This is a genomic window from Limosilactobacillus caviae, assembly GCF_014635905.1.
Taxonomy (GTDB): Bacteria; Bacillota; Bacilli; order Lactobacillales; family Lactobacillaceae; genus Limosilactobacillus; species Limosilactobacillus caviae.
In genome coordinates, this window is sequence record NZ_BMDS01000001.1 from 569,787 (window position 1) to 584,154 (window position 14,368).

Consider the following 14,368-nt stretch of genomic DNA (forward strand, 5'->3'; position numbering starts at 1 on the left):
ACGAAAGCTAATATTCTTACCCGGGGAGATCTGGCCTACACGTTTCCGACAAGAGGAATAAGTTTAATTTCCACAGAAACAAGCGGTGCAGTGATGCAGTGTTGAGTAAGCCAGAAGTCAGCCGAGGTCATAGTAGTTTGAATAATCAGAGGAATTAGAAAGACATTTTAGTCAAAAACAGCAAAGTGAAACTAAGGAGGCTTCAGTTGATGAAGAAAAATCTCAACAGTGCCATGGACGATCTGAACGACTTGCTGAATCCGAACGGCAGCAACGACGATTTAACACCTACGTCGCGCGACAACGAAGTACAGAAAATGATGAAGAACCTGGCGACCAAGCAGGATTTGCAAAACTGGACCGGCGACGTCACCAAATCTCTGAACAATCAGAAGATGAATTTGAACCAGGAAGTTAGTGATATTGCTCATCAAGCCATTAAAGATGCTTGGCAAGATGGGCATACTAAGTCCTATGGCGATTTGGAGCAGAAGTTCAAGGGTCAGCAATCACGAATTGACCGGATGAATGTTTCAAGGGCACAGGCTGAAGTAATGGCAAGTGCTGATCATTCTAAGGTTGAACAACTGAATCAGGTAGTTAATAAGTTGGTAGTAGTAATTAATCATAATAGTAATCTATTACGACAGCTAATTAGTGCGGTTCAGAAACCAATTGATATTGATGGTCATGATTTACTGCGTGTCATGCGTGAAGAAGCTAATTCTACGACTAATCAACTTTTGAGCAAGGAAGTTGTTACCTATATCAATCAAGTCAAAGAATCTATTGCGCAAGATAAACAGCAAGTTACTCAGTCTCATCAAGTGATGGAACATACCTTAACTAAGTTTGCAAATGGTGCATTGATTGTCTTGGCTGGAGTAGTTTTAGCGAGTGTAATGCCATGGTGGCCAGTTAAGGTCGTTGTTGGTATTGGTTCAATTATTGGAGGTCTTATTTATGGTAAAGATTAATAAGCGTCGGTGCGCTGGATTCGGTGGCGAAGTTCAGGATGCTTCACCGTTAAAAGTTGAAAATACGCAAGAATATCAAGATGTTATCGCAATGGCATGGTTTAAGTTAGGGACAAGCATTAATTTTCTGAAAGGGCCTTTTACCCACTTAGCGGATTCCATTGAGAATCTATGGTTAAGTGAAGGCGACCAGGTACCACATTTTGTTTCTAAATTTGCCGACTGTTGGTCAGTTGATGACTACGCCACGTTTTGCGAGCAGGTGAAGTTGTGGGCGTTAGATCATGGTGCTGACCCGTTTGATGAACTACGGCGTCGTGTACGTGAACTCCTTTTGTGTGATAAAAAGTCATTCCAATTACTAACAATTACTAAATTACTGAACAAGTCAAAGGATAGTGAGCGAGTACTATTTGACCAGCAAGCCAATGTTCAATAACTGTGCAATGAGATTAGTGAAAAGGATGATCAACTTTTCATTGACCATGATGGCTTTAAACAGACGACTTCTCGGTTTGGACGATTAAAAGGATTGGTCCAGGCGATGCGCCAACATTCCAACTACTTAGTTAATCAGCGTTTGACGCGTCGTCGACTAGTAAATGTGAATCTTGCTGAGCAGGCTAAGATTATTTCAAAGCCTGTCCAATCAAATAAGAAGTCTGAACAGCCTAAGAAACATAAGTCAAAGGATCATGATGATGAACTGGAATTATAAACAAAAAAAGCGACTAACCCAGCTACCACACTTTGGAAAGTCACTTTCTAATAACAAATTGTTATCCCGTTCATTATCTACCACAAAGGAGTAGATGTAAATTGTTCGGCAAAGATATTCTAAATGGGAAGCAATTATGTGCTGCCCTAGGCATTAGTACCACACTACTATACCGTTTGATTCGAAGTGGAATGCCTTACCATCAACTTTCACCTGGGAGCCGAAAATATTACAACCTGGAAGCGATTAAACATTGGTTACTCAATGCCGGTTATCAGCAAAAGACAGTGTGGGCAAAGTAATTAGAAGGGTTGTAGAATACTGGTAATCAGTGTACTACAACCTTTTTCTTTATACGAAGGAGAAGGTTGACAATGATTAAAAAGATGAAAACTGGCAAGCACGCGGGACAATTCCAAGTACGGATCCAACCAATTAATAAGGTAACTGGTAAGCGGGAGAGTTGGCCAGTTGAGTATGCTAAAACTCGTTGGGCAGCAACTGCATTAGAGCGAAAAATGTGGGCTGATTACGAGGATGGAATGCAGTTATGCGATGGTAATGCTATCTTTGCTGACGAATTTCAGAAATATGTTAATCAGCGAAAGAATGCAATTTCCCCTGTTACTTATCGTGATTGGAATAATTCGGCGGCTGAATTTAAGAAGTATTTTAAGAATACAAAAATCAAGGATGTTACTGAACGACTGGTAGAGCAATTTGCTCATGATTTTGTGCGAAAACACAAGGCAACTGTTGGACGGGCAACCGTGATTGATCACCGTCTTACACATATGCGGAGTTTCTTTAATGAGTTAGTCGGAAAGGTTGTTAAAGAGAATCCGGTGCCTGAACAGTATCTTGATAAGTTTTTTCGTAAGAGCGATTTTAGCGTTGGGAAGTAGCGATACTTGTTTACTAATGATGAGCTGGAATCTATTAAGGAACAGATTCAGTCAGAACTAAATAATACTACTATTGCGAATTGGGGTACTCGGTTAGCACTTTGGATTGATCTTGAAAATGGGATGCGTCCTGGTGAAGTTCAAGCTCTCAGATTTAAGAACTTGGTAGTAGAAAATGACTATCCAACCTTTAAGATTAGCGATAGTTGGTCCGATTACGTTAAAAAGTTCAATGGGGCGCTTAAAGCACGGCCCAAAGGGTATGCCCGTTATTGCTTACCAATTTCGCAACCACTGGCAGATTTTATAGATATGTTTCAAGAAGAACAGAAAAACTTTCTGGAACGTCACAATTTGACGAATCCTGAAGGTTTGATCTTCCTGAATCTACATGACTATAAGACTTGTGCAAACAATATCCCGATTACCCAGCGGAGTATGAATGAGATGTTAAAGAAGCTCTGCAATAAATTGGGCATTAGCGGTAACGGAGCACAGTTATCTATGTATTCGTTTCGGCACACATTATGTACTAAGCTGGCTAATAAGCCGGGCATGTCTTATCCGTGGGCAGCCGAACGAATAGGTAATAGTTTGGCCATCTTTATGCGGGTTTATGTTAAAGCGGATCGCGATATTAACCGCAAAATGATGGATAACTGGATGGCATAGGATGCACACAGAAATGCACACGATTACCTAGAGTTGCCGTCTAGTTTGTTGATATATAAGGAACGAGTTGACTAGAACCTACCAGCTTCTAGTCAGCATAATTAAAATTTACAGAGTTTATTAATCCTTGATATATCAATGCTTTGCAAAGGTATATCAAGGATTATTTTGTTTATTTAAGAATATTATGCACACAGCTGTGCACATAAAATAATCGTGTGCATGAAGCTGTATCGAAGAATTAGGTAAACTGTTGATATATTAGGCTTTACGGCTGATCTTCTGTGTGCATTTTGTAAAAATAGGACTTAAGAACATAACTAAGTTACAAATATATTTTGACTTTACTATTCTAAGCTTTTTGAATCAGGACTGAAAAAATAATCTGTTTCAACTTGCTCATTTAATATAGTATCTATATATTTTTCTCCAGCATTAATAACACTTTTTCGTACATCTGATAATGGTTTTTCCGAGTTAGTTAACGGCTCATGCTGAAACCATTCAGGACCATGTGCCATTGATTCAAATATATCTTCTTGTTCATACTTAACAATAGAAGATATTAAGTCATAAACTTGCTTTCCCTGGTGGCCAGTTTCATTTAGAAAGTTTGAGAGAAGTTTTGGAAATATTGTACTAATAAATTTAAAGAGTTGCTTATTAATTTTCTTAGTACCACATTTGTTGAAGAACTTTTTATGTTCCTCCTTTAGGTTTTTATTTATGTAAAAAATACATATTCGGACGCATAATATTGTTTTTCAGTTAAGGTTTCAGGATCAGGTTTCTCCAATTCCATTGCAAAGTTAAATTTTGCGCTAGCTTTGGCATATGGAAGATATTCCAAACGGCATTCTTCAATTAAATTATTTTGCTCTACTAAAGAAATTCCTGCAAAGAAAATTCGTTCCAACAAAGTATCAAGATCATTATCCTTTCCCCAAATTAATTCATAAGCTGAATGGAAATGTAAAGTGGAGACAATATCATCAGTAATACTTGCGTTGAGTAGATACGGATTCCTGCTTGGAATACGTTTATTGCTCATAATACTTGATAATAATTGAATATTACTTTCATTAGTGATATCCAACCTAGTCTTTTTTAACTGTTTTTTCTATCGTTAACTTGTGTACTAATGTTGTTAAAAATTAACTCTACTATTTGATCTATTTCATTCATTAAATTATATTCTCCTAATTTTATAGTAGTAGAAATTGATTGTAAAAAAAGTACATTTTACAACTTACCTACTACTAACGGTAAATGATAAACTAAGAATTGTTAAAGGAAAAGTAGCTACTTAGTTTTAACGTTAATTTATTTTTAATCACGGAGGATAAGCAATGGTTAACTTTAATAAGAATGATAAAGCAACTGCAATTCAGTCATCAATGTTAGCATTTCTTAATAGTATGGTACTAACAGTATTTGCCTTTACTGAAACAAATGCTAATGATGTCAAGGGAATTTTTATGGCTACGATTACTGTAACGATTCCTTTAATCATGAACGTTTATAGAGATGATAAAAAAACAACTATTGTAAAGCAAAACTTCGACACCTTATTTAAAAAGTTAATATTTAGCTTATTAGGTGTTTTTGGCATCTTAATGGTAATCATGTTTGAGTGGCTAATGGAACTAATCTCTCAAGGACCGCTAATAGTTTATCTACCTCTTCATGCTGTAAAGCTATTTGTTTCTTATTTGGGCCTTATTGAAATGATGTCGCTTATTATTGAGCCTTGGGTTTATAGTATGCTGTTTTGTCTTGATAGAAACCTTAAGCTGTAATTAAAAGGTACTACACATTAAGTGGGTGAGAAATGTCCTGTGTGGTACCTTTTTTTAATCTTCTTCCATGTTGTCGCTAATAATATCAACAGTCTGGCGTTGATTACCTGCTGTATAAAATTCTTGTTTTAATTCTGAAAGAGTAGTAGTGTGTTCAACCATCTTTTGCTTATAAGCTGGCGTATCATTACTGTGATCCAATGTCCAATAGGTAACGTTATTACCATCAATTTGGTATTGAACATCACCATCAGAACCATAACCAACGGTCTTTCTGTCATTATCAGCGGTAGATAATTCCATTTTTGCTTTGTTATCATCTGAAACGTCTAAGGTATCAAAGCCATTTGCTTTAGCGTAAATTAAGACAGCTTCAGTCTTTTCATCAAGATCAGTTGGGACTGGTTGTTGATTATTAGTGGTGTTAGTATCTTTGTTTAAATCGAACTTGGCAATGACTTTATCAATATCATCTTTTTGGCTAGCATACTTATTGGCTAATTCGTCTTTAGAGTAGGTTTTACTACCATTCTTATCACCCATACCAGTGCCATCAGCATTTTCATCGTATCTAACGGTTACATTGTCGTTATTAACAATAACATTAGCTGAGTGTCCCATTGGAAATACTCCAAAAGTGTAAGTATTACCATTCTTGGTAATCTTCATACCTTCATTATCACCAGTGCTTCTGGTAGTATTAGCCAATTTAGAAGCACTGGTCTGACTAAGCATTAAATACCCCATCACACCATACTCATTATTATTGAACTTATCAGTTTGTTTTGTAGCACTGGTTGATGAACTACTTGAAACCTTCTTAGCTGTTTTAACACTACTAGAAGTGTCATTGGTACTTGATGATTGATTGCCACAAGCAGTTAATGATAGTGCAATCATTACTGTACTGGCAATAACAAGTCTTTTTTTCATAAATAACTTCTCTAAATATTAAATAACATTATAGTTGTACTTAAATTAGACAAGAAAAAACAGGTACTACGAAATTGCGAAAATCGTAGTACCTGCTTTATTAAGTAGAATTGTTATTCTTTATTAAGATTAATCAAGCCCAGAACATTCTTTGAAACTTGTTCGGCCTTTTCGTCATCCATCTTATTAAGGGCCTGCCAAAGTTTCTTCTGGTAGTAGCCCATTTCAGCCTCATCAGTTGAACCGTTTGCCAAATTATCCATACTCGTCTTAAGTACCTCCGCTATTGATAGTAGCGTCTTAGCACTGACATTATTAGCAGTTCCAACTAACCCAACCACGCCTACTAAGCCAGATGATGGCAACAAGGATCATGGTGACACACCAACCGACCCATCTCAACCTTCTAAGGGCGATGATAACAAGGGTGGCGAAACGCCAACTAACCCAACCACATCTACTAAGCCAGACGATGGTCACGCTTCAATTCCAGGTCAAGCTGGTCACCAACCATCTAAGGACAACGATTCTAGCGATACTACTAAGGGCAGTGACGACAATCCAACGATTGTATTGCCAGACGATGGTAAGGGTTCCTCAGCAGGCACTCAAGGTCAATACATCAACGTTGTATCTAAGGACAGTGTAGCTTCACAAGCTGGTATTCAAGCACCTGCAAGCATGGAAACTACTAGCGTAAGTTTTGGTACTAAGATGAGTGAACCAATGACTCGTGAAGAATACAAGGCTCAACAAGCTAAGTTGCCACAAACTAACGCCAACAGTAAGGAAGAAAACACAATGGCAATTGCTGGATTAGGTATTCTGGCAGCCACTACCTTTACTACCTTGGCTGGTGCTACTAAGCGGAAGTACAACTAAGATTAAGACGTAATATGTTATCCAATTTTCGATAAGTTAAAAGGCGATGGACAAATTTGTCCATCGCCTTTTTGAGATGTAATAAAAACGAAGCTATGTTATAACTTCTGACGATTCCATCTGATATAATAAGAACTAATCAATTTACTGGAGAAAGTATTAATTATGGATAACTCTAAGTTAAGTTTTGCAGATCAAATAGAATGGCTAAAGAATCATGGTGTCGGTATAGAAGACGAACCTGAAGCCCAGAAATATTTGAAGTATAAGTCTTATTTTTATAAGATGATTTCTTTTGTTAAGGTGTTTAACAGTACGGAGAATGGTGAACAATGTATTAACAATTTCAATATGTTAGTTGACATATCAACATTGGATATGGAATTGAGATACTGTTTACTGAAGGTTTGTTTGGATATAGAACATGCTATTAAAACGTATCTATTGCGAATCATAACAAACGATCCTGATGAAGATGGATACCATATTGTTCAGGAAGTAATTAATAGAGATGAAAATCCTGAAGGCTTCAAAAGAAAATTATTTTCGAGTGTTTCTCATTATGATAACAACGGTCATTTCATTGTAAATGAAGAATATCAACAATTTTACGATAACCCTCCAATTTGGATAATTATAGAGATTTCTAGCCTAGGAAAATTACGATCATTTGTTGAGTATTTGAGTCGTAAACGCCCCAATAATAAAACGCTGCAACAACTAAGAGAATCTTTTAAATATATTAATAGACTTAGGAACAGTTGTGCTCATAATAGAGTACTTTTCAATAAAGATGCATTAGTTAATGAGGAAGAACCAGTTCCACACAACATATATTCTGTATTAAGAAATGATGATTTAACAAGTAGTGAAATTCACACTCCATTATTATTACAAATTTCACTTGCATTACGTATTCATAAAACTATGTGTAGTCAAAAGTCACATCAACATAAAATAGATGATTTAAAAGAATGGTGTACTAGGATGCAGAGGAACTCTGACTTGTACCAAGGTAAGATTTTTAGTGATCTATTTAATAGTATTTGCAATAGTATAACCATATACAGTGATTAATTCATTGACTATTTACCATGGTAAGGTATAATTGTAGATAGAAAATATGGCGAGAGCCGCTTCACCCCTTTATTAAGGGGTGTTGTATTTTTAAACTGAAAAAGGTGATGAACAATTTCTGCTCATCACCTTTTTTGATTTTTCCAGTTAATAGCGATATATGAATTAGCTAATGATATAAGAATTCGAACACGAAAATTGAAAAAGTTACGAAAGCCATAAGCTGTACACTTAATTACCTTAATTTTATTATTAGTTCCTTCAACAGGTCCGTTAGTATAGGTATCATATTTGAAACTATTGTAAATCTCTTGCTTATGAGTACGTAGTGTGCGTTGAACTTTTTGAAGTGGTTGTGGAAGTTGCGTCCATTTAACAGCTAAAAGTTGATCTAATGCCTCTCTCGTTGTCTGATGGCAAGAACTAGGTCTTGATAGTAGTGATATAGGCTTGCTTTAAGTCTTCATCGAAATCTAACAGTCGGTGGACGACTTCAACGTCAGTTAATTGGGCATAGCCAAAGTTACGTCGTGACCAATAATTATTGTATTTAAGATTGCCAGCTGGTGTTAGGATTAGTTTCCAGAAATGGTTTAGCGCCCGCCACTACCGCGTTCCTTTTCCAGCTCGATTCATTACCTGAATTCGAATTTTATTTAATGTGCGGTATGCTTGCGTGACGACATGAAAATGATCGGCAATAATGATGGCATGGGGGAAAAGGTCACGAATTAAATGGCGGTATGGAGTATACAAGTCGACGTTCACCGTCTGAACAGCTAGGCGCGCTGAATGGTCATAGCGCAGAAAATAGTTTCGCAAATAACTGTTGCGTCGCGAATAAATAATATCAAGAGTTCGTTTGTTTTCAATGTTCATTAGGATCATGCTCATTCCGCTGGGCGCAAAGCGCCCAGACTTGAAGTCATCAAAGGCAATATGGCGGGGTAACCAATGGTAATTAGGCTTAAATGATTGATCTAAGTTAGTGATAACGCGTCTAACTGTCCAGTCAGAAACCCCTAATTCCTTACCAATATCGGTTTCCGATTTATTTAGGCTCTACAATATTAAGTACTGATGGAACTTAACATCAGTACTTATTTTAGTTTAAAATTTAAAATAAAAAACGAAAGATGGCTGCACTCCCGTCTTCGTTTAAGAAAGGACCATCTTTCATGGATAATTCTACCAGAACTGCATTGGGAATCAAGGACTCACACATCGAATTAGACAATAGTTTTGCCGAGACAATTGAAGACCAGGGTGACCGCATTATCGTCCACTTAATACAAACCTACACTATGACTTGCCCGCATTGTGGCAAGCCAATGAGTAAAAATTGTTTTAAGAAAGTTTATATTTTAGTCCCTTCCCTACACTATAAACCAACGATTTGGGCGATTAAAAAGCAAAAGTACATCTGTAAGCCTTCAAAAGACTGTCCAGAGATAATTACTAAACTAGCCAGTGTGACTAATCATATTTCACAAGATGTTAAGCAACGCATCATGATGCTTTTAACACTAAATAAAGGGTTATTTCATTATTAACTATTTGACATTATCTCGGAAACCAATATTTATTCGCAAATTTACCAATTGCTTCACCAAGTTGTTCTGGTGAGGCTTTTATTTTCCCCTGAAGCCAGTCGATAAAGATACCAAATATTCCTGAGACACCATAGACATTCCCAATAATATACTCAAGATCTTCCGAATCATTATAGTTAATTAGTTCTTGTTTGAACTGATCTTGTAAGTAGCTAATGGTTAACCTGTTATTCCGCTTATTAATGAGGATAGAGAATAGCTGCTGTTGTGATGAAACGTAGTCGGACAAGGCCCGAAACAGTGGAATGAAATTATTTCCTTTTATGGCTGGTGAGTAGTATTTATCAAAAATCTTTAATAACTCTTGAGCTAGTTCATTAATTAATGACTGATACAGGTCATAAATGTCTTGGTAATGAGTATAAAAGGTACCACGACCAATATCAGCTTGCTCGGTTATTTCCGAAACGGTAATTCGAGAAATTTCTTTTTCACTCAGCAGTTTAATAAATGATTCTTTTATTTGACGTTTAGTTCGATTTACGCGACGATCACTCATTTAGCTTTCCTCCAACAAATTATTATGATGTGTTCAAAAATTGACACTGTTGCAAAGATTAATTATTGTTCAGCTCATTGCCCAATAATATACTATACAGTTGTTAGATAATCAACAGGTGTTCGAAAAAGGAGAGTTTAAACATGGGCTGGCTTAAGAAGAATCACATTGCCGCAATTATTGTTTGGCTAGTACTAGCAGTTGTCGCGGTGGTTACCCTTCCTAATATTTCGACATTAGTTAGGCAACAGGGACATGTTATCTTACCTGCAAGTAGTGAAAGTACCCGTGCTAATAGACTAGCGCGGGAGATGAGTACGGAGAAAAACACGAATTCAATAGTGGTTGTCTACCATAAGGATGGTAAATTAAATGCTGATGATCAGCAGCAAATTAACCGCAAAGTTAAGGTTCTTGATGAGCATCGTAACCGGTATAATGTGACAAGAATTACTAGTGCTCGAGATGGTCAAGAAGTTGCTAATCAGCTTATTTCAAAAAATCGTCAAACAGAACTAGTAACTGTTAACATTAAGGATACTGCGGAATTTGATCACCAAGCACAGCGGGTAAAGCGTCAATTAAAGGTTAAAGGCTTGCAGACCTATGTGACAAGTGATGACTTATTATCAGATGAATTCTCTAATACAACGGAAAAAGGAATTCAAAAAACTGAAATCATCGCAATTATCTTTATCTTTGTAGTTTTAGTATTAGTTTTTCGTTCGGTCATTATCCCGTTGGTTTCGTTACTGACCGTTGGCATTGCAATGATCGTTTCTCTTAGTTTAGTAATGAATCTTGCTAAATATGCTAATTTCCCAATTTCTGATTTTACCCAAGTCTTTCTGGTAATTATTTTATTTGGGGTTGGTACCGATTATAATATTTTGCTTTACGATAAGTTTAAGGAAGAACTGGGCAAGGGTAACCAGTATCAAGCAATTAATGTCGTTAAACAATCAGCAGGTCGGACAATTATTTATAGTGGATTATCTGTCTTTATTGGTTTTGCAGCGCTGAGTTTTGCTAAGTTCTCATTTTATCAATCGGCAGTTAGCTGTTCGGTCGGCGTTTTGGTCCTATTGGCAGTATTGCTAACTTTGAATTACTTCTTTATGGCAGTTCTCGGTCGAAAAATGTTTTGGCCAGCAAAGAATTTCCAGATTCAGCAATCCAGTAAGGTATGGCACTTTCTTGCGCAAAGAGGACTACACCATCCGTTGCTTTATATGGTTATCTTAGCGGGAATTGCAGTAACAGCGATGATTAACACGCCACACTTATTAAATTATAATTCTGCTGATGAAGTACCAAACAGTAATTCAATCAAGCAGGGATACCTAATTGCCCAACGTGACTTTTCAAAGGGGAAAGTTTCGCCGACAACTATTGATATTAAGCTAGACCATCCTTTAGATAATCAAAAAGACTTAGCGGCAATTGATCAAATTACAAATACAATTAAGAAAAATCCGAATGTTAAAGCAGTGAATTCGGTTACTCAGCCGACAGGAAAGCCAATCAAGCAGCTTTATGTTAAAGATCAACTTAAAACTGTTTTGCGAGGATTAGATGAATCGCAGAGTGGATTAACTACTATTCGCAGTGGCCTACAAGATGCCAGTGATCAAATTGGTCGAGCTAATATCCGGGAAAGTGTCAAGCAAGTTCAAGAATTAGCCAATGGTAGTCAACGGTTAGCTAATGCTAATAGTCAATTTAATGGCGGTTTAAATCAATACATTACAGGAACTAATCGCTATATTCAGGGAACTAGCCAGCTTACTAGTGGGATTGGTCAGTTAAGAGTTGGGGTTAATCCGTTTGCAACTGGAATCGGGCAAGTTACGGCGGCAAGCCAGCAATTGAATCAACAAGTCGCTACGGTTAATAGTCAAATCCAACGATTAAACCAGCTGATTAATAACCAAACAAGTGGCTCCTACGCAACGATGTCAATGCAATTAAGCCAAGGAACAGGCCGCTTGACAAGTGCGTTAACGGCAATTAATCAGCAAGTTCCAGTGTTAGAAAATGGGATCGATCAATTAGCTGCTGGAGGAAGTCAACTCGATCAGGCAGGTTCACAACTTTATGCTGGTGGCAGTACATTAGCAAGCAGTAGTCAGCAATTGGGGAGCGGCATTAGCCAGGTGAATGGTGGTGTTCAGCAACTTAATCAACAATTACAGGGAATGGCTGGGCAGGTCAGTCAGTTGGAAACTGGCCTAAACCAAGCAGTTAATGGCCTCGCAAAAGTTCAAGCAGGGATTAATCAAGTTCAAGCTTATTTGGGAGAACTGAAAAACTCACCAGCAGGGAACCAATTAAATATTCCTCGGAATGAATTAGGAAACCATCAATTAGTCGATTCCTATAACGTCTATATGTCTAAGAATCGGCATATCACCCAAATATCAGTTACCTTGAAAGATGATCCAAGCAGTCATGCAGCAACACAAGCAGTCAAGCAGTTAACTCAAGATGTCAAGGCTCAAGTTAAGGTCACATCGTTAAGTAAGGCCCAGGTTGCCGTTGGTGGACAAACATCGCAAATTGCCGATCTAGAAAAACTATCGCAAAGTGACTTTTCGCGAACCGCGATGATTATGATTGTTGGAATCGGCATTGCTCTATTGATATTTACCCGCTCGGTTCTTCAACCAATAGTGATCATTACAACCTTGATTGGAACTTACTATACAGCAATCGGTTTGACGGCAGTAATTATGCGACAATTGCTTCATGAAAGCATGTTGACTTGGAATACACCATTTTTCACTTTTATCATGCTAATTGCACTTGGTGTTGACTATAGTATTTTCTTAATGATGCGTTATCGCGATGAAGAATTGGTTGCTCCGGGGAACCAGGTTAAACATATTTTGCAAGCGGCGACAGTAATTGGCGCAGTTGTGATGTCGGCAATAGTTATTTTAAGCGGAACCTTTGCGGCACTAATCCCATCTGGCGTGATGACTCTGATTCAGGTAGCGATTGCCGTTATTATTGGATTAATAATCTTATTAACAGTACTACCGATTATTATGGCTGCCTATGTAAAACTAACTTATGATTCAGCGGTTAATCGGGGAGTTGGAATGAAGTCCTAGTAACAATTTAATTAGGTAAATACCCATTTCTACCAGCCACCATGGCGAAATTAAATATATTCAGGTATGATTAATGTATCAAGCGCCAAAATACTTGAATCTAAATGAAATAGAAAAGGTAAATTCAAAATGCATAATTTAATTTTCCCTAAAGACCTAACAGATCCTGAGTTGGATCCTTATGTTCGATATAATGAAGTCCAGCTTTTTCATTCCATGGAACCAAATCCTGGCTTATTTATTGCAGAAAGTCCTAAGGTAATTGCGCGTGCCTTACAAGCGGGATACCTGCCAGCCTCTATTTTGATGGAGGAAAAGGCATTGGACCGTGATCTAGCTGACTTAGATCATGAAATGGCAATTGGTCCTGCAGGAGGATTGGGTCAAATACCAATTTATGTTGTTAGTAGTGAATTACTTAGCCAACTGTCCGGTTATAATCTTTTACGGGGAGCACTCGCAGCAATGTATCGAATCCGGCGTTTAGACCTATCCCACTTTTTAACAACAATGCCGAAGGATCATCCCCGAATTGCAGTATTGGAAAGTGTTGTTAATCCTACCAATGTTGGAGCAATCTTTCGTTCAGCAGCGGCACTAGGAATAGATGGAGTAGTTGTAACGACTGACTCTGCTGATCCGTTTTATCGCCGCGCCTCGCGGGTAGCAATGGGCACGGTTTTTCAGGTACCGTGGACTTATGTTGATGCGAAGGTTTGGCAGTCAGAGGGAATTAGTCTTCTTCACCAGCTAGGCTATCAAACGGCAACGATGGCATTACGGCACAACACTGTTAGCATTAATGATCCGCAGTTGGATAAAGTAGATAAATTGGCCATCATTCTTGGTTCGGAAGGTCCTGGATTAAAAGTAAAGACAATTGCGGAGAGTGATTTCACGATTAAGATTCCGATGGCTGCGGGAGTTGATTCTTTAAATGTGGCAGCCGCCTCGGCACTCGCTTTTTGGGAATTAGGTAACCAGAAAACTAAATAATAAACTTGTTCCATCACGACTTAATTTAAAGATGCCTAGTAATAGGTGTCTTTTTTTCTTGTACTTCTTGGCAAAAAATCCAAAGCAAAGACAAATGTCCCCAGAATTGCACCAAGATATAGCAAAATGTTAATTTTAATGTATATTAAAGGACAAGTGACATAGAAAATTGTAAGCGCTA

At 37.6% G+C, this 14,368-nt stretch carries 16 protein-coding genes and 2 pseudogenes; 12 read left to right on the forward strand and 6 right to left on the reverse strand.

What is annotated here, in order from left to right:
• Nucleotides 1-209: 209 nt before the first annotated feature.
• The 6 genes from IEU90_RS02475 (at nt 210) to IEU90_RS11465 (ending at nt 3,272) form a co-directional block, all read left to right on the forward strand.
• Nucleotides 210-977 carry a hypothetical protein gene (locus tag IEU90_RS02475; protein ID WP_153709077.1) on the forward strand — a complete coding sequence of 256 codons (768 nt, stop codon included), beginning with the start codon at nt 210-212 and terminating at the stop codon, nt 975-977.
• Complete coding sequence (locus IEU90_RS02480; protein WP_188357666.1) at nt 964-1,416, forward strand: hypothetical protein; 453 nt, start codon at nt 964-966, stop codon at nt 1,414-1,416. Before IEU90_RS02475 ends, IEU90_RS02480 begins: the two co-directional genes overlap by 14 nt.
• A gap of 105 nt (nt 1,417-1,521) precedes the next feature.
• The gene (locus IEU90_RS02485; protein ID WP_188357667.1) at nt 1,522-1,695 is read left to right on the forward strand and encodes a hypothetical protein; all 174 of its coding nucleotides are present in this window, start codon (nt 1,522-1,524) and stop codon (nt 1,693-1,695) included.
• 101 nt (nt 1,696-1,796) lie between these two features.
• On the forward strand, nt 1,797-1,997 hold the full coding sequence (locus IEU90_RS02490; protein WP_188357668.1) for a helix-turn-helix transcriptional regulator: 201 nt from the start codon (nt 1,797-1,799) through the stop codon (nt 1,995-1,997).
• Nucleotides 1,998-2,069: 72 nt separating this feature from the next.
• Entirely contained in the window at nt 2,070-2,600 is a 531-nt protein-coding gene (locus IEU90_RS11460) for a phage integrase SAM-like domain-containing protein (protein ID WP_308738365.1), read from the forward strand.
• A gap of 6 nt (nt 2,601-2,606) precedes the next feature.
• A complete protein-coding gene (locus IEU90_RS11465) occupies nt 2,607-3,272 on the forward strand; it encodes a tyrosine-type recombinase/integrase (protein WP_308738366.1) in 666 nt (221 codons plus the stop codon).
• Between the two features lie 347 nt (nt 3,273-3,619).
• Here IEU90_RS11465 and IEU90_RS02500 read toward each other — a convergent pair whose 3' ends face one another.
• Both IEU90_RS02500 and IEU90_RS02505 read right to left on the reverse strand, forming a co-directional pair.
• Nucleotides 3,620-3,793, reverse strand: coding sequence for a hypothetical protein (locus IEU90_RS02500; RefSeq protein WP_188357669.1), 174 nt, complete (start codon nt 3,791-3,793; stop codon nt 3,620-3,622).
• Between the two features lie 203 nt (nt 3,794-3,996).
• Entirely contained in the window at nt 3,997-4,368 is a 372-nt protein-coding gene (locus IEU90_RS02505; RefSeq protein WP_188357670.1) for a hypothetical protein, read from the reverse strand.
• A gap of 253 nt (nt 4,369-4,621) precedes the next feature.
• On the opposite strand from IEU90_RS02505, the gene IEU90_RS02510 reads away from it, so the two are divergent.
• The gene (locus IEU90_RS02510; protein ID WP_153709073.1) at nt 4,622-5,071 is read left to right on the forward strand and encodes a hypothetical protein; all 450 of its coding nucleotides are present in this window, start codon (nt 4,622-4,624) and stop codon (nt 5,069-5,071) included.
• Nucleotides 5,072-5,125: 54 nt separating this feature from the next.
• Here the strand turns inward: IEU90_RS02510 and IEU90_RS02515 are convergent, their stop codons facing one another.
• On the reverse strand, nt 5,126-6,004 hold the full coding sequence (locus tag IEU90_RS02515) for an Lreu_0056 family protein (protein WP_153709072.1): 879 nt from the start codon (nt 6,002-6,004) through the stop codon (nt 5,126-5,128).
• Nucleotides 6,005-6,117: 113 nt separating this feature from the next.
• Entirely contained in the window at nt 6,118-6,267 is a 150-nt protein-coding gene (locus IEU90_RS02520) for a hypothetical protein (protein WP_229723543.1), read from the reverse strand.
• A gap of 310 nt (nt 6,268-6,577) precedes the next feature.
• Between IEU90_RS02520 and IEU90_RS02525 the strand changes: the two genes are divergently transcribed.
• Both IEU90_RS02525 and IEU90_RS02530 read left to right on the forward strand, forming a co-directional pair.
• Nucleotides 6,578-6,886, forward strand: a complete 309-nt coding sequence (locus IEU90_RS02525; RefSeq protein WP_153709071.1) for a hypothetical protein — start codon at nt 6,578-6,580, stop codon at nt 6,884-6,886.
• A 165-nt stretch (nt 6,887-7,051) separates the two neighbouring features.
• Nucleotides 7,052-7,963, forward strand: a complete 912-nt coding sequence (locus IEU90_RS02530; protein ID WP_153709070.1) for an Abi family protein — start codon at nt 7,052-7,054, stop codon at nt 7,961-7,963.
• A gap of 125 nt (nt 7,964-8,088) precedes the next feature.
• Here the strand turns inward: IEU90_RS02530 and IEU90_RS11555 are convergent.
• Nucleotides 8,089-8,998: pseudogene (locus IEU90_RS11555) on the reverse strand (ISL3 family transposase); the annotation flags it as partial.
• A 143-nt stretch (nt 8,999-9,141) separates the two neighbouring features.
• On the opposite strand from IEU90_RS11555, the pseudogene IEU90_RS02540 reads away from it, so the two are divergent.
• Nucleotides 9,142-9,498, forward strand: a pseudogene (locus IEU90_RS02540) (transposase family protein); the annotation flags it as partial.
• Nucleotides 9,499-9,526: 28 nt separating this feature from the next.
• On the opposite strand, the gene IEU90_RS02545 reads toward IEU90_RS02540, so the two are convergent.
• Nucleotides 9,527-10,075, reverse strand: coding sequence for a TetR/AcrR family transcriptional regulator (locus IEU90_RS02545; RefSeq protein WP_153709068.1), 549 nt, complete (start codon nt 10,073-10,075; stop codon nt 9,527-9,529).
• A 143-nt stretch (nt 10,076-10,218) separates the two neighbouring features.
• Between IEU90_RS02545 and IEU90_RS02550 the strand changes: the two genes are divergently transcribed.
• On the forward strand, nt 10,219-13,191 hold the full coding sequence (locus IEU90_RS02550) for an MMPL family transporter (RefSeq protein WP_188357672.1): 2,973 nt from the start codon (nt 10,219-10,221) through the stop codon (nt 13,189-13,191).
• 129 nt (nt 13,192-13,320) lie between these two features.
• Complete coding sequence (locus tag IEU90_RS02555; protein ID WP_153709066.1) at nt 13,321-14,187, forward strand: TrmH family RNA methyltransferase; 867 nt, start codon at nt 13,321-13,323, stop codon at nt 14,185-14,187.
• Nucleotides 14,188-14,368: the final 181 nt, after the last annotated feature.